The sequence below is a fragment of the Litchfieldella anticariensis FP35 = DSM 16096 genome, assembly GCF_000409775.1.
GTDB classification, from domain to species: domain Bacteria; phylum Pseudomonadota; class Gammaproteobacteria; order Pseudomonadales; family Halomonadaceae; genus Litchfieldella; species Litchfieldella anticariensis.
Map to the genome: position 1 here is coordinate 235,639 of NZ_KE332392.1, position 19,222 is coordinate 254,860.

General features: G+C 59.1%; 15 protein-coding genes. 11 read left to right on the top strand and 4 right to left on the bottom strand.

Features of this window, described 5'->3' with window-relative positions:
* Nucleotides 1-42: 42 nt before the first annotated feature.
* Nucleotides 43-603, top strand: coding sequence for a DJ-1/PfpI family protein (locus L861_RS16645; protein WP_016417804.1), 561 nt, complete (start codon nucleotides 43-45; stop codon nucleotides 601-603).
* A gap of 23 nt (nucleotides 604-626) precedes the next feature.
* Here L861_RS16645 and L861_RS16650 read toward each other — a convergent pair whose 3' ends face one another.
* From L861_RS16650 to ehuR, 4 genes are all read right to left on the bottom strand, one after another.
* Nucleotides 627-1,976, bottom strand: a complete 1,350-nt coding sequence (locus L861_RS16650) for a nicotinate phosphoribosyltransferase (protein ID WP_016417805.1) — start codon at nucleotides 1,974-1,976, stop codon at nucleotides 627-629.
* The gene (locus L861_RS16655) at nucleotides 1,973-2,542 is read right to left on the bottom strand and encodes a nicotinamidase (protein ID WP_016417806.1); all 570 of its coding nucleotides are present in this window, start codon (nucleotides 2,540-2,542) and stop codon (nucleotides 1,973-1,975) included. The genes L861_RS16650 and L861_RS16655 overlap by 4 nt, the downstream gene beginning before the upstream one ends.
* 99 nt (nucleotides 2,543-2,641) lie before the next feature.
* Nucleotides 2,642-3,568, bottom strand: coding sequence for a 2-hydroxyacid dehydrogenase (locus L861_RS16660; RefSeq protein ID WP_016417807.1), 927 nt, complete (start codon nucleotides 3,566-3,568; stop codon nucleotides 2,642-2,644).
* 18 nt (nucleotides 3,569-3,586) lie between these two features.
* Nucleotides 3,587-4,993, bottom strand: a complete 1,407-nt coding sequence (gene ehuR, locus L861_RS16665) for a MocR-like ectoine utilization transcription factor EhuR (RefSeq protein ID WP_016417808.1) — start codon at nucleotides 4,991-4,993, stop codon at nucleotides 3,587-3,589.
* Between the two features lie 295 nt (nucleotides 4,994-5,288).
* Here ehuR and doeA point away from each other — a divergent pair, with 295 nt between their 5' ends.
* From doeA to eutB, 10 genes are all read left to right on the top strand, one after another.
* Entirely contained in the window at nucleotides 5,289-6,488 is a 1,200-nt protein-coding gene (doeA, locus tag L861_RS16670; protein WP_016417809.1) for an ectoine hydrolase DoeA, read from the top strand.
* 92 nt (nucleotides 6,489-6,580) lie between these two features.
* The gene (doeB, locus tag L861_RS16675; protein WP_016417810.1) at nucleotides 6,581-7,594 is read left to right on the top strand and encodes a N(2)-acetyl-L-2,4-diaminobutanoate deacetylase DoeB; all 1,014 of its coding nucleotides are present in this window, start codon (nucleotides 6,581-6,583) and stop codon (nucleotides 7,592-7,594) included.
* A gap of 152 nt (nucleotides 7,595-7,746) precedes the next feature.
* Entirely contained in the window at nucleotides 7,747-8,217 is a 471-nt protein-coding gene (locus L861_RS16680; protein ID WP_016417811.1) for an Lrp/AsnC family transcriptional regulator, read from the top strand.
* 183 nt (nucleotides 8,218-8,400) lie between these two features.
* Nucleotides 8,401-9,270 carry a carbon-nitrogen hydrolase family protein gene (locus tag L861_RS16685; protein ID WP_016417812.1) on the top strand — a complete coding sequence of 290 codons (870 nt, stop codon included), beginning with the start codon at nucleotides 8,401-8,403 and terminating at the stop codon, nucleotides 9,268-9,270.
* Nucleotides 9,271-9,327: 57 nt separating this feature from the next.
* Nucleotides 9,328-10,944: a biotin carboxylase gene (locus L861_RS16690; protein WP_016417813.1), complete on the top strand. Its 1,617-nt coding sequence runs from the start codon at nucleotides 9,328-9,330 to the stop codon at nucleotides 10,942-10,944.
* Between the two features lie 53 nt (nucleotides 10,945-10,997).
* Nucleotides 10,998-11,996: a C45 family autoproteolytic acyltransferase/hydrolase gene (locus L861_RS16695; RefSeq protein ID WP_016417814.1), complete on the top strand. Its 999-nt coding sequence runs from the start codon at nucleotides 10,998-11,000 to the stop codon at nucleotides 11,994-11,996.
* 95 nt (nucleotides 11,997-12,091) lie between these two features.
* Nucleotides 12,092-14,881: an aminotransferase class I/II-fold pyridoxal phosphate-dependent enzyme gene (locus L861_RS16700; RefSeq protein WP_016417815.1), complete on the top strand. Its 2,790-nt coding sequence runs from the start codon at nucleotides 12,092-12,094 to the stop codon at nucleotides 14,879-14,881.
* A gap of 240 nt (nucleotides 14,882-15,121) precedes the next feature.
* Nucleotides 15,122-16,603 carry an NAD-dependent succinate-semialdehyde dehydrogenase gene (locus L861_RS16705; protein WP_016417816.1) on the top strand — a complete coding sequence of 494 codons (1,482 nt, stop codon included), beginning with the start codon at nucleotides 15,122-15,124 and terminating at the stop codon, nucleotides 16,601-16,603.
* A gap of 92 nt (nucleotides 16,604-16,695) precedes the next feature.
* Nucleotides 16,696-18,102 (top strand): aminotransferase, encoded by a 1,407-nt coding sequence (locus L861_RS16710; RefSeq protein ID WP_016417817.1) that lies wholly within the window; start codon nucleotides 16,696-16,698, stop codon nucleotides 18,100-18,102.
* A gap of 66 nt (nucleotides 18,103-18,168) precedes the next feature.
* Nucleotides 18,169-19,167, top strand: a complete 999-nt coding sequence (gene eutB / locus L861_RS16715) for a hydroxyectoine utilization dehydratase EutB (protein WP_016417818.1) — start codon at nucleotides 18,169-18,171, stop codon at nucleotides 19,165-19,167.
* Nucleotides 19,168-19,222 lie beyond the last annotated feature (55 nt).

A 19,222-nucleotide genomic window follows, 5' to 3' on the forward strand; every position in this document is an offset into this window, starting at 1 on the left:
GTGCTGCATCAGGCGCGTCCCTACGCAAGGGAGTGTTTTCTCATGGCCAAAATCCTGTTGATTGCCGGCGACTTTGTCGAGGACTACGAAATCATGGTGCCTTTCCAGGCCCTGCAAGCGATGGGGCACGAGGTTGATGCCGTGTGTCCAGAGAAGCGTGAGGGAGACACCATCAAGACGGCTATCCATGATTTCGAAGGGGATCAAACCTATACCGAGAAACCAGGACATCGTTTCACTCTGAACGCGACATTCTCCGAGATCGATGCGGCCGATTACGAGGCTCTGGTGATCCCCGGCGGCCGGTCTCCGGAATATCTACGCCTCAACGAGAGAGTACTGGAACTGGTGGCATACTTCGTCGAGCATGAGAAGCCGGTGGCAGCGATCTGTCATGCCGCCCAGTTGCTGGCGGCAGCGGTATCGTTGGAGGGGCACCGGGTATCGGCCTATCCGGCTTGTGCCCCGGAAGTCCGCCTGGCCGGGGGCGATTATGCTGATATTGCGGTTGACCAGGCCGTGACATCGGGGCGTTTGGTCACGGCTCCGGCTTGGCCGGCGCATCCAGAGTGGTTGAAGCAGTTCAACGCCTTGTTGCAATAATCGAGAGAACGATAATTGGCGAGTCACTGTGTCTCGCGTTGGAGGCGTTTCAAGCCCTCGCTGAGCTCGACTGAGTAAGAGGGCTCAGTCGACTCGAGGCGGCATAGGGGCGGTGGAAGCCGAGTCAGGGTATGTTGCACTCGTTCACGAGCCCGGTCGGCTTCGGCGAGGGCGGCCTCATCGATCTGGCCCTGCTTGACCAGCAGGGTCAGGAGCGACTCGCCCTCGTTCACTGTTTCGTCTCGCAAGGAAATCAGATCGCCACAGTAATAGCCTTGACTGTCGAGGCGCCGGTAGATCTGTTTACGCCCCGGCAGATTGATTTTGCCCGGCGAGTGTTTCACGCGTGGCTTGCCGGCATATTCCACCAGCTTGTAGGAGAGATCGATTACCGGCGCATCCTGCGACACGCCCAATGCCGTGCCGACACCGAAGGCGTCGATAGGTGCTCCCGTATCCACCAGTTCAGCGATGCTGTACTCATCGAGACCGCTGCTGGCAACGATCTTCACCTCCTGGTGACCGGCGTCGTCGAGCAGTCGGCGAGAATCGCGAGCCAAGGCACCGAGGTCGCCGGAATCGAGACGAACGGCGCCAACCTTGAGACCTGCCTCCTCGGCCATCAAGTCGATGACCTTGCGGACACCCGCCACGGTGTCATGAGTGTCCACCAGCAATGTGGTGCCCGGAAACTGGCGGGCAAACTCACGAAAGGCCTCTTGCTCGTTATCGTGAGCCAACACATAACTGTGCGCCATGGTGCCGCGTAGTGGCAGGTCATGAATCAGCCCACCCAACACATTGCTGGTACCCGCCAGCCCCGCGGTACGGTAGGCGCGGACACCGCGTATGGCGGCATCCATTCCATGCATGCGGCGCATACCGAAATCGATGATCGGTCGTCCTTTCGCCATCATTACCAAGCGTACCGCTTTGGAAGCCAGCACGGTTTCGAGCTGAACCTGGTTGAGCACCAGGCTCTCCAGCAGTTGGGCCTCGGCGATGGGGGCTTCTACTTCCATCAGCGGTTCGTTGGGAAATACCGGGGTACCTTCAGGTAGCGCCCAGATATCGCCCGTAAAGCGAAAGCCCTCGAGCCAGGCGAGGAAGCGGTCGTCGAACATCCCGACGTCAGCTAGGCGCTGCAGGCTCGAGGGCGAGAAATGCAGCTGCGTGACCAGTTCCGCGACATATTGCTGACCGCAGGCGAGCATGAAGTTGCGCTGGCCCGGCAATTTGCGGAAATAGAGGCTGAACACGCCACGCTCATGCATACCCTCCCGCCAATAGGCCTGCAGCATGGTGAGCTCATAGAGATCGGTGAGTAATGCCAGATCGTCGTCGGTGACGTTGGCCGGGGAAGTGTACTTCATGCTACGACCTCGCAGCCCGCTTGGCGCAGTTCGTCTACACACACCTGACGCTGATCGGGAGCCACCGCTTCGGTGAGCTCGGTCAACAGTTGGGTTGTGAAACCTGCCTTGAGGGCATCCAGTGTCGTGGCCCGAACGCAGACATCCATTGCCAGGCCGCAGACGACGACCCGGGAAACTCCCCGGCGCTGCAGGAAGCCGGCCAGGCCAGTGTCATCGAAAGCCGAGTAGGCGTCGCGGTCGAAGGCCGTTCCTTTGCTCACCTTGACGGTGTCTTCAGGGAATTGCAGTTCGGGAAGGAACGCCGCGCCGGGGGTGTCTTGCACGCAATGTACCGGCCAAGGGCCACCTTGGCTGTCAAAACTGCAATGATCGATGGGGTGCCAGTCACGCGAAGCAACGATCAGTGCGCCGGCGTCTCGGGCGGCATGGATCTCGGCATTGATACCCGGCACCAAGGCGCTGCCGCCGGCTACGGCCAGTGCTCCCCCTTCGCAGAAGTCGTTCTGCATGTCGACGATCAACAAGGCATCGTCGGGGCGATATGCTACCTGTGGTTGCGTCATCGCTAGCCTCCTCCTCCTTGGATCATCCAAAGTGGCGATGCTTCTCTGTCAGCGTAACGTGTCATCGCCAAGCTTTGTAGGGCTTGGCCGTTGTTGACATTAGTAGCCGGCTTTGGGATCGACAGTGGTCACCGGATCTCCAGCTTCCCAGGCGCGGATGGTCTCAGCCACCTGATCGGCAGCTTCTTCGAGGGGAGTGGGGGCAGCCATGTGTGGCGTGATTCGTACCCGTGGGTGAGTCCACAGCGGGCTATCGGCTGCCAGTGGCTCTTCGGGGAAGGCGTCGAGCAGGGCGCCTCGCAACCGGCCTTCCTCTTTTTCGGACCCCAGTGCTTCCAGCAGAGCGGCTTCGTCGACCAGGGGACCGCGTCCGGGGTTGATCAGGGTTGCGCCGTCAGGCAGGGCGGCGAGAGTGTCGGCATTGACGATATGTCGTGTCGACGTTGTGTCAGGCAGGAGAGTCACCAGGGTTCGCACTTGGCCCAATAATTCGTTGAGCCCGGGGTCGCCATGATGGCAGGTCACGCCTTCGACCCGCTTGGGGGAACGGCTCCAGCCGTGCACGGGAAAGCCGTCCTTCGCCAATGCTTGGGCAACATGGGTGCCGATGGCGCCGAGTCCTAGAATGCCGACACCCCAGTCGCGTTTGGCGACGATTGGAATTTCCCGCCATTGCGCGTCGGCCTCCTGACGTAGATAGCGGTCGAAATCGCGCTGGAAGTGCAACACACCATAGCGCACGTAGTCGGCCATGTAGTCACCCATACCGGCGTCACGCAGCTTGACGATGGGAACGTCCTTGGGTAGCCCAGGGTTATTGAGTAGGGCATCGACTCCGGCACCGAGATTGACGATACCCTTGATGTTGGCGTGGCGCTCCAGCAGTGTTGCCGGCGGTTTCCATACCGCTAGATAGTCGATGTTTTCAGCGTCCTGGTCGCTGGTGAACACCTCTGCCTTTGGCAGTCGGTTGCTCAGCGCTTCACGCCAGAGGTGAGCGTCATCGATATGAACCAGAATACGCATCCTTCCTCTCCTGTCGGTTCAATATACGATCTGCATCATGGGTGGCGGTGCGTCTTCAAGCAAGGTTGCCAGGCATTGCAAGCCTTCTGCCAGGCGAGCAATGTCCTGCTCGGCTCCCAGGCTCAGGCGAACCCGTTTCGGTGGTGGTGACTGATCAACCATGAAGGGTTGTGCCGTGGTGATCGCCAGTCCCTCCTGTTCAGCCTGCTGCTGAAGCTCCTCGGCACGCCATAATGGTGGCAGCGAGACCCAGACGTGCAAACTACTAGGGCGTGATGACAAGGGATGATCGCTCAGCAGGCGAGCGGCCAAGCGTTGACGTTCGGCAAGCAGTTCGCGCTGCTCCTGAGCCAGAGCCTCGACCATCCCGTTGGCTAGCCATAGGTCGGCGATCTCGAATATGAGGGGCGTGGCCATCCAACTCGTAGCGCGTAGACGAGGCAACGTATGGTGAAGCTGCGAACGGGGTACGCTCAAGTAGCCAGCCCGCAACCCCGGCATCGTGGCCTTGGTTAGACTGGTGACGTGGAAGGTTTGGCGTGGCAGGTGAGCGGCCAGTGGCATTAGTCCGGGGGGCTCGAGAAGTGCATGCACATCATCTTCTATCAGCCATACGTCATGATGGCTGAGCACTTCAGCCACGGCACGACGGCGTCGCGCGCCCATGGTGGCACCGGTTGGATTCAATTGGGTCGGGGTCAAGCAAACGGCGCGGGGCCGGAAGCGTTGGCAAGCGACTTCCAGGGCGTCGGGTATCACGCCTTCTTCGTCGATGGCCACACCGCGCAATTGGAATCCCAAGGTACGCGATAACGCGATCAGGCCATGATCGGTCAGAGCTTCAGTAAGCACGATGTCGCCATGTTGGACCACAGTGGCGATCGCTAGCATCAGGCCATGGGCTGCGCCATTGCATAGCACGCGGTCGTCCACATCGCCGGGCACGCCCAAGCGCCTGTTCAGCCAGTCATTGGCACGTTCGCGCTGGTGGACCAGGCCGGCAATCGGACGGCAGGCGCTGACCACCTCTGGGTTGGCATGTTCGCTAAGCTCGGCCAAGGCTTCGCGAAAATGCAGGTGATAACGTGGAGGACAAACCGGGTGAGCGATCGATAGATCGATCAGCGGTGTTTCGCGACGCGGCTCCGGGCCACGCAGGTATTCCGACTCACGACCGTCGTCGAAGGCGTTGACCCAAGTACCGCTGCCGACCCGGGCCTGGACCAGACCCATTTTTTCCGCTTCGGTATAGGCCCGTGAGACGGTTTGCACGCTTACCCCCAGTGTCTCGGCCAGTTGCCGATGGGGAGGGAGGCGAGTGCCCGGGATCAGGTCGCCCTGGCGTATCGCTTCGGAAAGCGCCCGGGCAATGGCCAAATACTTGGGACCGTGGGTGGGAAGATAAGGGGTCAGGTCAATTGTCATGATTCAATAAAGCCTTTGACGGCGGGCTTGGCAGAAATGCTAGTATCAGCATTAGGAGATTGACTAGCAATTGTCATGCTTTTAATTATGCCAAATCATGACAATGATAACGCCAAATTTTCAACAGGCGTCCGGCACAGTTTCTAGCAACCAATTGGCACTCAAGCAGTACTCTACCGTCGGCGACGCCGACGGTTTTTCAGATTCAGGACACTGGGTCTGAAAGCAAGGGCTCGGCGTTCTCAAGCGGTTGAGAAGGGCCGGTTTTGGCGATTTTCATTATGGCGAGTGGCCCATGATCGAGGTTTCCCTGCCTTTCACTCGTGAGGAATATGCACAGCGCCTATGGAAGGTGCGTGCAGAGATGGCCAACCGAGGCATCGATGTGCTGATCATCAGCGACCCATCCAACATGGCCTGGCTGACGGGTTATGACGGTTGGTCTTTCTATGTACACCAGTGCGTGTTGCTGGGCCTGGAAGGTGAGCCAGTGTGGTACGGCCGTCGCCAGGACAGCAACGGTGCCTTGCGTACCTGCTGGATGGATCCGGAGAACATCACCCACTATCCGGATTACTACGTGCAGAATCCGGACATGCACCCCATGGATTACCTGGCCCAGTCCATCATGCCTGACCGAGGTTGGCATGACGGGGTAGTGGGCATGGAGATGGACAACTATTATTTTTCGGCCAAGGCCTATCAGAGCCTGCTGCGGGAACTCCCGCATGCCCGTTTCCAGGATGCCAACGCCTTGGTCAACTGGTGCCGTGCGATCAAATCGCCACGCGAGATCGAGTACATGCGCATCGCTGCCAAGATCGTCGAGGGCATGCATGCGCGGATTCTGGAAGTCATCGAACCGGGGCTGGCCAAGAGCAAGCTGGTGTCGGAAATCTATCGGGTGGGCATCGAAGGGTGGACATCACCGGAGGGTATCGTCTACGGCGGCGACTATCCAGCCATCGTGCCGCTTTTGCCCACCGGCAAGGATGCAGCGGCGCCTCACCTGACATGGGATGACACCCCATTCCGCGAGGGCGAAGGGACCTTCTTCGAGATTGCCGGTTGTTTCAAACGTTACCATGCCCCGTTGTCGCGTACCGTATTCCTCGGCAAACCACCAACGGACTTCGTGCGTGGTGAGTCTGCATTGCTCGAAGGGATCGAGAATGGCTTGGAGGTTGCCAAACCTGGCAATCGTTGTGCCGATATCGCCATGGCATTGGGTGCGGCCATGGACAAGTATGGCTTTGACCGCGGCGGTGCACGCTGCGGCTATCCGATCGGTATCAGCTATCCCCCTGACTGGGGCGAGCGAACCATGAGTTTGCGTCCTTCCGACGAAACGATCCTCGAGCCGGGAATGACGTTCCACTTCATGCCCGGTATGTGGATGGACGACTGGGGGCTGGAGATCACCGAGTCTATCCTGATCACCGAAACCGGTGCCGAAACGTTGGCCGATTTCCCGCGCCAGCTGTTCGTGAAGTGACGCGCAAGCTGTTTTAGGTAACGTTCAGGCTATTTATGCAGTGGCGCTCTGGTTTTTCACCAAGCGAGCCAGGCGCCCGAGGAGAACGATATATGAGCAAGCGACCCAGCCCGATTTCCGCTACCGTCGACTTCGAAGCCGACGGCGTTCAGCACGGTTTTCTCAAGCTGCCGATCTCCAACGATGAGTCAGCCTGGGGCGCGGTGATGATTCCCATCACCGTGGTCGTCAACGGAACCGGTCCTACCGCCTTGCTGACGGGGGGCAATCACGGTGACGAGTATGAGGGCATTACCGCTCTCGTGAAGCTTGCCAACACGCTTGATGCCAAGGATGTGCAGGGGCGGGTGATCATCGTGCCGATGATGAACGCACCGGCGGCGATGGCAGGTAGGCGCACCTCACCCATGGACGGTGGTAATCTCAATCGCAGCTTTCCCGGTGACCCGGATGGCACGGTGACCGAGCAGATTGCCGACTACTTCACCCGCTATCTGGTGCCGAAGTGTGACGTGGTACTGGATCTGCACTCCGGTGGGCGCACGCTGGACATTGTGCCGTTCGCCGCTTCGCACGCGCTGGACAACAAGGATCAACAACGTCAAGCGTTGGAGGGCGCCATCGCCTTTGGTGCGCCCACGGCAATGATGATGTTCGAGCTCGATGCTGCCAAGCTGTTCGACACGGCGGTAGAGAGTCAAGGCAAGATCTTCGTGGCCACTGAACTAGGCGGCGGCGGCACCACCACACCGGAACGTCTGGCCATTGCCGAGCGCGGCGTGAAGAATTTCCTGATTCACTACTGTTTGATTGATGGCAAGCTCGAATCGCCCAGCGAGCCGCAGGTCTACGTCGATATGCCGGATGCCAGTTGTTATGTGCAAAGTGAACATACCGGTTTACTGGAATTGACGCTGGCGTTGGGAGAGTCGGTAGAGAAGGGCCAAGTGATTGCCCGTGTCTACGACATGACGCGTACTGGTAGCGCCCCGGTGGAATATCGCGCCAATCGCAGCGGTCTGCTGGTGGCGCGGCGTTTCCCGGCTCAAGTCAATATGGGCGACACGATTGCGGTGATTGCCGAAGTTGTCGACTCCTTAGGTTAGGCTTTGTCTGAAAACTGCCTGCGCTCGCCCATACGGCGTTAAAAATCAGCTCAAAGACCTCATTTACAACCACGTAAACTCCGTTTTTTCGCTGATTTTTGCCTTGTCTGGCCATCGCTCGGCGACTTTTCAGACAAGCCTTAGGGAAACATATGAAGCTCGATCGCTACGATCTGAAGATCCTCGAGATCCTGGCCACGGACGGCCGCATCACCAAGTCCCGATTGGCCGACACCATCAATCTCTCTGTCAGCCCCTGCTGGGAACGGGTGCGCCGCCTGGAAAAGGCGGGGATCATCGAAGGCTATAGCGCCCGTATCAATCCGCGGGTGCTGGTCAAGCGCACGCCGGTATGGGTGCAGATCGAACTGAAACAGCACAATGCGGAGAGCTTCCAACGTTTCGAAGCCATGGTGCATGACACTCCCGAGGTTACCGAATGCGTGGCGGTGGGCGGCGGGGTCGACTACCTGATCAAGGTCGAGGCCGACACCATCGATGCCTATCAACGGCTAATGGACGCTTGGCTGATGTCGGATATCGGCATCGAGCGCTATTTCACCTATATCGTGACCAAGACGGTCAAACGAGAATCCCCGCCGATTCAATTGGATAGCCAATGAATCAGGCATTCCTGCCAGAATGATCCCTTCCTCAAGGCCCTTTTCAAGGGTGGCGTCAAGTCGTTGTCCTACTTACATGTCGCAAGAATCTGGCATAAGCTGAATTCGTGCCTTGTGCACGGAAGGCGATGTCGCCAGTCAATCTAACGTGAGTATGTGCAGGCGATCGCCTAGAGGGAGCTTATGTCCTATTTCACGATTGCAGGGGTACAGATGTATGCCTTGCACCACGGTGACAATACTGAGGCCATGCGTCACCGCATCGATTTGCTGATGTCCCGCTTTCCTCAGGTGCAGATGGTGTTGTTCAGTGAGTTGGTAGCCAATGGTGCTTCCACCCACCATGCCCAACCAATGCCCTGTGTCATGGAAGAGATGTTCTGCCAGCTTGCCGAGAAGTATCGTATCTGGCTGATTCCTGGCTCGATGTTCGAGCAAGTCGACGACAAGATCTATAACACGCTGAGCGTGATCAATCCCCGTGGCCAGGTGGTCTGCCGTTACCGCAAGATGTTTCCGTTCCGTCCTTATGAGGCAGGAGTGGAGGGGGGCAGCGAGTTCGTGACCTTCGATGTGCCCAATATCGGTCGTTTCGGTGTCTCGATCTGTTATGACATGTGGTTCCCCGAGACGACTCGCACCCTGGCGGCAATGGGGGCAGAGGTGATTCTGCACCCGACCATGACCGATACCATCGATCGCGATATCGAACTGTCGATCGCACGCACCAACGCCGCCATCAACCAGTGCTACTTCTTCGATATCAACGGCGCCGGTGCCATGGGCAACGGCCGCTCCATCGTGGTGGGCCCATCCGGTGATGTCATTCATCAGGCGGGTATCGGCGAGGAAATCATTCCCGTCGAGATCGACCTCAATCGGGTTCGCCGGGAACGCGAGAGCGGTCTGCGTGGATTGGGACAGCCACTCAAGAGCTTCCGTGATCGGGAGGTGGACTTCTCGCTGTATCGCAGCGAAACCGGTTCCACCCCATTCCTCGATTCCCTGGGGCCGCTGGCCAAACCGGCCAGAGCCGATATCGAAGAATACTGATGCCTTCAGGGTTTCTTGCTTCAGGATGACGCAGTTGAACGAACGAGGAGTCTAACCATGGCCGTCAACCACTTCATCGCTCGACTGCGTCACTTCCTATCCCTGTGGATCGCACCCCGCGACAACCATCGCTCATCGAAGGACGTCAAGGGGCGATCCACTTCAACCGTCGAGTTCGAGATGGAAAGCACAACGACAGGAGCGATGACGATGAACAAGATCACGAGCATCTCCGACGTACGGCGCTATTTCCACAGCAACAAGGAGCCGATCTATTTCATCTCGGCCACCAACTTCAACCTGTTGGGGATCGGTGACTGGGTGGGGAACTTCCGGCACATCAACTACATCGATTGCTTCGATGGACGGCAGAAGAATGTCTTCGTACCCAAGGAGAAGTTTCCACGGGATTTCGAGAGTATCGAGGACATCAACAACTATCTACTCGAGCACAAGGAAGTCATCGACTATCTAAAGTCGCGTGGCGGTAATGGTACCGCTACCTTCCTGATGTTCGACGAACACACCGAAGAGATCTGTCAGCAATTGGGGCTGAAAGTGGCGTTCCCGCCAGCGGCGCTGCGCTCGCGCATGGACAACAAGATCGAGACGGTGCGCATCGGCAACAAGGCCGGCGTGCCCAGCGTGCCCAATGTGCTGGCCAAGGTGGGCAGCTACCAGGAGCTACTGGACGTCAGCAAAGAACTGGGCAATGACCTGGTGGTACAGACCGCTTTCGGCGACTCGGGGCATACCACCTTTTTCATCGCCAACGAGGACGACTACTACAAACATGCCGAAGAGATCGAGGCCGAGCCCGAGGTCAAGATCATGAAGCGCATCAACTGCCGTGGCTCGGCGATCGAGGCCTGTGCCACCCGCTGCGGTACCGTGGTTGGCCCGCTGATGACCGAGTTGGTGGGCTTCAAGTCGCTGACACCCTACAAGGGCGGTTGGTGCGGCAATGAGATGTTCGCCGGGGCCTTCACCCAGGAAGTGCGCGACAAGGCCCGGGAGTACACCTTCAAGTTCGGCGAGGCGCTGCGCGAGGAGGGCTACCGCGGCTACTTCGAGCTCGACTTCCTGATCGATATGGACACCCATGAGGTTTACCTGGGTGAGCTCAATCCCCGCGTCACCGGCGCCAGCTCGCTGACCAATGTGGCAGCTTTCGCCCACTCCGACATCCCGCTATTCCTGTTCCACTTGCTGGAATTCTCCGACCAGGATTTCGATATCGACATCCAAGAGATCAACGATCGCTGGGCACATCCCGACAGCATCGACAGTTGGAGCCAACTGGTGATCAAGCACACCGAGGAATCAGTGGACCTGTTGACTCGCGCGCCTCAGTCCGGTGTATGGAAGATAGCCGAGGATGACAGCATCGCCTATGACCACTTCAACTATCACCCACATGCTGCGGAGAGCGAACAGGAAGCGTTCTTCCTGCGTATCAGCGGTGTCGGCGATTTCCGTTATGAGGGCGCGGATCTAGGTATCCTGATCACACGCGGCCGGCTGATGGATGATGACTTCCAACTCACGCCACGAGCCAAGGCTTGGATCGAGGGCATCCGCGGTCAGTTCGACGGCCAGGTGCTTCAGGATCCGGTGGTCGAGGAGGTGGCCGTCAACCATGCCATCGGTGGCGGCAATTTCAAGATCCTTTGAACGGAGTAGAGACCCGCGGCTGCCGGCCAAGCCGGCGGTAGCGGGAGAATGATATGGACAAGAAGCTCGTATTTCGGACCGTGCATGAAGCCGAAGCAGGCGAGAAGTGGCGTACGCTCTTCGACCTGCATTGGCCGGCGTACGAGCGCTGGTACCTGTCGGAGAGCGAGCGTGAACGCCCCGGCTACCTGGCGTGCTATAACGCATTGAGCCAGCATATGCCGGAACTGGTGCCGACCTACGAACGGCTATGTGAACTGGCCGGCGGTGGTGATCTGGCGGCACGCATGCTCAGTCTTTACCGCCCGCCGGCCTATATCACCGGTTGCTCTCAGGCGGCATTGACCAGGCATGATGCCAATGTGCTGGTACGCAACTACGACTATCCACCGGAATTGTGCGAGGGCACTATTCTTTACAGCCGCTGGAACGAGCGGCGGGTCATTGCCATGTCCGACTGCCTGTGGGGCGTGCTGGACGGCATCAATGACAGGGGGCTTGCCGTCTCGCTGGCCTTTGGTGGGCGCAAGGTGGTTGGCGATGGCTTCGGGGCGCCGATCATTCTGCGCTATATCCTCGAGTTCTGCGATTCGACTCCCGAAGCCGCCGAAGTGCTGGCGCGAGTGCCTACCCACATGGCGTACAACATCACCGTGCTCGATGCCCAAGGACGCTACGTCACGGCGATGATCGCACCGGATCGCCCGGCTTCCATCAAGCGGGTGCAGGTGGCCACCAATCATCAGAAGAAGATTGAATGGTACGCCCATGCTCTGGCGTCGGAGACGCTGATCCGCGAGCGACAGCTATCGATCCTGGTGGACGATGAAGCCACTACCGAGTCACGTCTCATTTCGGCCTTCTCTACCCCGCCGCTGTATCGCAGTGATTATCAGCGGGGCCTGGGTACCGTCTACACCGCTGTCTATCGCCCCTCCCTGGGGCAGGCCGAGTTTCGCTGGCCGCGGACTTGTCTGGAGCTATCCTTCGAGTACTTCCAGGAGACGGCATTGAATATCCACTATGCCAGCCCTGCAGCGAATGTGGGCTGATCGATCAAGGAGGATGGGAACGCAGCAGTACGCCTTTGGCTGCCTGAATGAGGCAGGTGAGATGATAACGAACAAGGCTTAGCCAGGTGGGTATCATGAGCGAGATGACGGGTACGGAAACGCCATATACGGCGCTGGGGTTTTATCACAAGATTTCACAGCTCCGCGCAGATACGTGGAACGCCTTGACGCGCGATCTGGCGCGACTGGCCAAGTTGGGCAAGGAGGATAGCCAGGCGAGGCACCTGATCAAGGCCGTGGACGTCAAGCTAACGCGCCTGGAGATCATCGAGGACTACCATGCCTTCCCCTCCAAGGAGGACTTCCGTCATCTGTGGACGCTGTTCGACCGTGAGGAGTATTCACTGCTCGAGAAGGTCGTCAAACGCCTGGTACGGGCGCTGATCAGCGAATCCTACCGGCGCCGCCATGTCGATCTCAGTGAGACCGACGCCGACGCCGAAGACCTCGAGACCATGGACGCCCTGGCTCAGTTGCGGCGTGGCCATCCTGCCTCCAACAGTGCGGCGCAACCCTATTTCGAACTGCTGATCGTCGATGCCATGTCGCAGCAGGAAGAGGAGGTGGTGCGCGAGGCATTTCATAACCTGCGTCGTCCGGAGGACAAGTTCGTCTATGACGTGGTCACGGTGAGAAGCTTCGAGGATGCGCTGATCGCGATCCTGGTCAACCCCAACATCCAGGCTTGTTTGATCCGCTACGAATTCCCTTACAAGTCGAAATACAACCTGAGCGCCTTGCGCAATTACCTGGAAGGGCTGTCGGAAGTCGAGCTCGAGAACAAGTCCGAGGCCGAGCGCAGCATCCTGCTGAGTTCGATGATTCACGAAATCCGCCCGGAGATCGACCAGTTCCTGGTCACCAGCGGCGACGTCGAAGCCACTGCCAGTCAGGATATCCGGCACTTCAACCGCATCTTCTACCGCGAGACCGATTACATCGAGCAGCACCACACCATCCTGCGTGCCATCGACAATCGCTACCGCACACCTTTCTTCGATGCCCTGCGCGAATACAGCCGCAAGCCCACGGGGGTGTTCCATGCCATGCCGATTTCTCGCGGCAAGTCGGTCACCCGCTCTCACTGGGCTGGGCATATGATCGATTTCTATGGCATTAACATCTTTCTCGCCGAGACCTCGGCGACGTCCGGCGGGCTGGATTCGCTGCTGCAGCCATACGGCCCGATCAAAAAGGCACAGGAATATGCCGCGAGAGCTTTTGGTGCTCGGCAGAGCTTCTTCGTCACCAACGGCACTTCCACCGCCAACAAGATCGTGGTCCAGGCACTGGTCAAGCCACACGATATCGTGCTGGTCGACCGCGACTGCCACAAGTCGCACCACTATGGCATGGTGCTGGCCGGGGCCCACGTTGCCTATCTCGACTCCTACCCGCTCAACGATTACTCCATGTACGGGGCGGTGCCGCTCAAGGAGATCAAGAAGACATTGCTCGAGTTCAAGCGCAGCGGTCAGCTCGACAAGGTCAAGATGCTGTTGTTGACCAATTGCACCTTCGACGGCGTGGTCTACAATGTGCGCCGAGTGATGGAGGAGTGCCTGGCGATCAAGCCCGACCTGGTGTTCCTGTGGGACGAGGCGTGGTTTGCTTTCGCTACCTTCAACCCGACCTATCGGCCGCGTACTGCCATGCATGCCGCGCGTACCCTGCGCGATAGGTATCGCAGCGAGGCCTACCGCGAGGAGTACGCCGCCTGGAAGGCCGAGTTCGACAGCCTTGATCCGGACGACGATGCCACTTGGCTGGACCGGCGGCTGATGCCCGATCCGGATGTCGTGCGCGTGCGCACCTATGCCACCCACTCCACCCATAAGACCCTGACGTCCTTGCGTCAGGGCTCGATGATCCATGTCTACGACCAGGACTTTCGCCAGAAGGTCGAGGCCCCCTTCCACGAAGCCTACATGACACATACCTCGACCTCGCCCAACTATCAGATCGTCGCTTCGCTGGACGTGGGGCGCATGCAGGCCGAGATGGAGGGCTTCGAGCTGGTGCACGCCCAGGTAGAGGCCGCACTGTCGCTACGTGAGCAGCTGTATACCAACCCTCTGCTGCAGAAGTACTTCCAGGTGCTCAAGAACAGCGACATGGTACCGCTGGAGTATCGGCAGTCGGGAGTGGAAACTTACTACGATGCCGTCAGTGGCTGGAACAAGATGGAAGAAGCCTGGGCACAGGACGAATTTGTCGTCGACCCCACTCGTATCACACTGGCGATTGGCAAGACCGGCACCGATGGTGATGCCTTCAAGAACGAATACTTGATGAACAAGTTCGGTATCCAGATCAACAAGACCTCGCGCAACACCGTGCTGTTCATGACCAACATCGGCACCTCTCGGGGGGCCATCGCCTACCTACTCGACGTACTGATGAAGATCGCCAAGGAGTTCGACCGCCGTTGGGAAGACAGTAGTCGTCCCGAGCGCAAGATCATCGAGCATCGAGTTAAGTCATTGACCGAGGAATTGCCACCGCTACCGGATTTCAGCCGCTTCCACGATGCTTTCCGTCCCAAACCGGGCGGCAGCACACCGGAAGGGGATATCCGCCGTGCCTACTTCCTCAGTTACGATGACGAGAACACCGAGTATCTGCGTTTCGACAACGGAGAGCTGCAGCGTCAGATGCGTGCCGGTCGCGACGTGGTCTCGGCGAGTTTCGTGATCCCCTATCCACCTGGCTTCCCGGTGTTGGTTCCCGGGCAGGTGATCAGCGAGGGAATCCTGCATTTCCTGCAGGCGCTGGACGTCACGGAAATCCACGGCTACCGCCCCGAGTTGGGTTTGTTGGTGTTCACTGAGGAGGCGTTGGAGACACCTGGCGACACCGATTGAACAACCACTTGGAATAACGCCCACGCCGGCCTGGCGTGGGTGTTTGTCGTTGGCCAGAAAATTCTGCACGTCGCCGACGCGAGACAAAAAAAACCGCAATTTGTAGGCGGTGGAACAAAAACTCTCTTCCCCTGATGGGGCCTACCCTATACACATCAGGTAGCCACAGGCTGCCTGACCCAATTTTCATTGCCGGAATGTCTGGTTGGCAGTGACCGGTGCGTCAGGGGGAGGTGTTCTATGACTATGTCCGACAAGCTAAGCGATCCGCGTCTGTTTCGTCAGCATGCGTATATAGACGGCAAGTGGACCCACGGTAGCGGCGGTCGTGATGAAGCCGTGACCAATCCGGCCACTGGCGAGGTATTGGGCCATATTCCCTGGCTGGAAGCCGATCAGGTTCGCAGTGCCGTGGATGCCGCTGAGAAGGCGTTCTCCCATTGGCGGGCGCTGCGTGCCGACGAGCGCTGTGAACGCCTGTTGGCTTGGTACGACCTGCTGCAAGCCAATCGCGAGGACCTGGCCATCCTCATGACGCTGGAGCAGGGCAAGCCGCTGCCGGATTCTCGTGGTGAGGTGGAATATGGTGCCAGCTTCATCCGCTGGTTCGCCGAAGAGGGCAAGCGTACCCGCGGTGAGACCATTCCCAGCCACATTCCCAACGCGGCACTTGGCACCATCAAGGAGCCGGTGGGTGTCGCCGTGCTGATCACTCCGTGGAACTTCCCACTGGCGATGATCACCCGCAAAGCCGCTGCGGCCATGGCGGCCGGTTGCCCGGTAGTGGTCAAGCCGGCCAGTGAGACGCCGTTCTCGGCGTTGGCATTGGCCGAACTGGCCGAGCGTGCTGGAATTCCAGCCGGTGTTTTTAACGTGGTACTCGGAGAGGCGGCGGAAATCTCAAAGACCCTGTGTTCCGATGAGCGGGTCATGGCGCTTTCCTTTACCGGTTCCACGCGGGTTGGTCGGCTGTTGCTCGAACAGTGTGCCAATACCGTCAAGCGGGTATCACTGGAGTTGGGCGGTAACGCGCCCTTCATCGTCGGCCCGGACGTGGATCCCAAGGAAGCGGCCTATGCCGCGGTGGCGGCCAAGTTCCAGACCGTTGGTCAGGACTGCCTGGCGGCCGACCGTATCCTGGTCCACGAGTCGATTCATGATGAATTCGTCGCACATTTCGCCGAGCGCATGGCGGCGCTGACCGTGGGTAATGGGATGGAGAGTGAAGTCGATCTGGGGCCGTTGATTCATAGCCAGGCTGTGGACAAGGCCTCCAAGATTGTCGATGACGCCATCTCCAAGGGGGCGACGCTGGTAGCTGGCGATCAGTCCCAGGCACCAGGCCCCAACTTTTTCATGCCGGTATTGCTCACCGGAGTGACGCCGAAGATGAAAGTGTGGAGCGAGGAGACCTTCGCGCCGGTTGCTGGCATCACCGCCTACAGCGATGACGATCAGGTCATCGAGATGGCCAACGATACCGAGTACGGTCTGGCGGCGTATGTCTATACCCACGACATTCGCCGGATCTGGAAGCTGTTGCGCGCACTGGAGTACGGCATGGTGTCGGTCAACTCGGTGAAGATGACCGGCCCGCCCATTCCTTTCGGCGGCGTCAAGCAGTCCGGCTTGGGGCGTGAAGGTGGCTCCAGCGGTATCGATGAATATCTCGAGACGAAGTATTACTGTCTGGGCAGCTTGGGCTCTGTATCCGGGAGCTGAGCTCCCACCAAGCTCCAGCATGTAGAAGAACGCTAAACAGATTCGGGAACAACCTCCCCGGTGCAAGGGCCGGGGACTTTCAGGAGAACGATATGAACTTGCACCAGGAACTGATCGAACGTGACCGCAAGGTCACTTTCCATGCCTCTACTCATTTACGCGATTTCGCGCACGGCGATGTACCGGGTCGCGTCATCACCGGTGGCAAGGGCATCAATATCGTCGACAAGGACGGCCGCGAATTCATCGACGGCTTCGCTGGTCTGTACTGCGTCAATATCGGCTATGGCCGTACCGAAGTGGCTGAGGCCATCTACAAGCAGGCGCTGGAACTGTCTTACTACCACACCTATGTGGGGCATTCCAACGAGCCGCAGATCGAGCTGTCCGAGAAGATTCTCAAGCTCTATGGCCCTGGCATGTCCAAGGTCTACTACGGCATGTCCGGCAGTGATGCCAACGAGACTCAGCTCAAGATCGTGCGTTACTACAACAACGTGCTGGGGCGTCCGCAGAAGAAAAAGGTCATCTCGCGGATGCGCGGTTATCACGGTTCGGGAATCGCCTCCGGCTCGTTGACTGGTCTCAAGGCGTTTCACGACCATTTCGATCTGCCGATCGAAACCATTCGCCATACCAAGGCACCGTACTACTACCATCGCGGCGCTGAGCAGGAGGGGATGGGCGAGCGAGAGTTTTCCGCGTACTGCGCCCAGAAACTCGAAGAGATGATCCTGGCCGAGGGTCCGGATACTGTCGCCGCTTTCATCGGGGAGCCGGTGCTGGGTACTGGGGGTATCGTGCCACCCCCCGAAGGCTATTGGGACGAGATCCAAGCGGTACTGGCCAAGTACGACGTGCTGCTGATCGCCGATGAAGTGGTATGTGGCTTCGGGCGCATCGGTACCGACTTTGGCAGTCATCATTACGGTATCAAGCCCGATCTGATCACCGTGGCCAAGGGGTTGACCAGTGCTTACCAGCCATTGTCCGGGGTGATCGTCGGCGATCGGGTGTGGCAGGTGCTGGAGCAGGGTACCGGTGAGTACGGCCCTATCGGTCATGGCTGGACCTACTCCGGTCATGCCTTGGGCTGTGCCGCGGGCCTTGCCAACCTGGAGATCATCGAGCGCGAAGGGCTGACCCGGAACGCTGCCGAAACCGGTGCCTATCTGCAACAGAAGATGCAGACCGCTTTCGGTGACCACCCCATCGTCGGTCAGGCACGTGGCGTGGGTATGCTGGCAGCGCTGGAATTCTCACCCAACCCGGCGGCTCGCACCCAATTCGATCCTGCGCTCAAGGTCGGGCCGCGCATCGCCGCAGCGGCTTTGGACGAGAACCTGATCGCCCGCGCCATGCCGCAGGGAGATATCCTCGGTTTCGCGCCGCCGCTGGTTGCGACCCGCGGAGAGATCGACGAGATCGTGGCACGCACCAAGCGGGCGGTGGACCGCATCACTGACGAACTGGCCAACGCCGGCGACCTCAAGGACTGACTTGCGACTGCTATGCTTATCGCCGCAGGGTAAACCCCTGCGGCGATGTCGTATGGAGAACTTCCTATGCTCGAACCCACGCACGGCGTGACGCTGGCGTCGATCTACGCAGCGCGCAAGCGCATTGCCGGCCAAGTGGCACGTACACCACTGATTCGCTCACAGATGCTGTCCGAGCGCTTTTCCGCGGAGGTGTTTCTCAAGCTGGAAACCTGCCAACCCACCGGCGCCTTCAAACTGCGCGGTGCCACCAACATGATCGCGGCGCTGATCGAGCAGCATGGTCATGATGCCTTGGCCAAAGGAGTGACCACCGCTTCGACCGGCAACCATGGCCGGGCGGTGGCTTACGCCGCTGCCCGTTTGGGAGTACCAGCGACGATCTGCCTGTCACAACTGGTGCCAGCCAACAAGGTGGCTGCCATCGAGGCGCTGGGAGCCACAGTCCGGCGCGTCGGTCGCAGCCAGGATGAGGCTTTCGAAGAGGTGGCACGGCTGGTGGATGAAGAGGGCATGACACTGATACCGCCCTTCGATGATCCGCTGATCGCGGCTGGGCAGGGCAGCATTGGTCTGGAACTTCTGGAAGATCAGCCGGCACTCGATCGCGTCCTGATCGGGCTTTCTGGTGGTGGTCTCCTAGGCGGTATCGGCGCCGCGCTCAAGGGCATTCGCCCCAGTATCCAGGTGACCGGTATCAGCTTGTCACAAGGCGCCGCCATGTGGGAAAGCCTACAAGCAGGCCACCCGGTCGAGGTCGAGGAAGTCGAGAGTCTGGGCGACTCCCTGGGTGGTGGTATCGGGCTCGACAATCACTGCACCTTCGCCTTGGTAAGAGAGGTGATGGACGATCACTACCAGGTTTCGGAAGCGGCAATTGCCAATGCCATGGTCGATATCCTCGAGCACGAGAAACTTCTCGTCGAAGGTGCTGCCGCAGTAGGACTGGCGGCCCTCGTCGAACATGGTCTCGATATTCGCGGCCAGAAAGTCGCCCTGATCCTGTCGGGCAATGGGGTGTCCCTGGAGACATTCGACCAGGCACGGCGTCTGGCGGAACGCTAGTTGCCGGTACTTTTTTCGTGGGAGCGCAGCTTGCTGCGCGATGATTTCTAGCTAC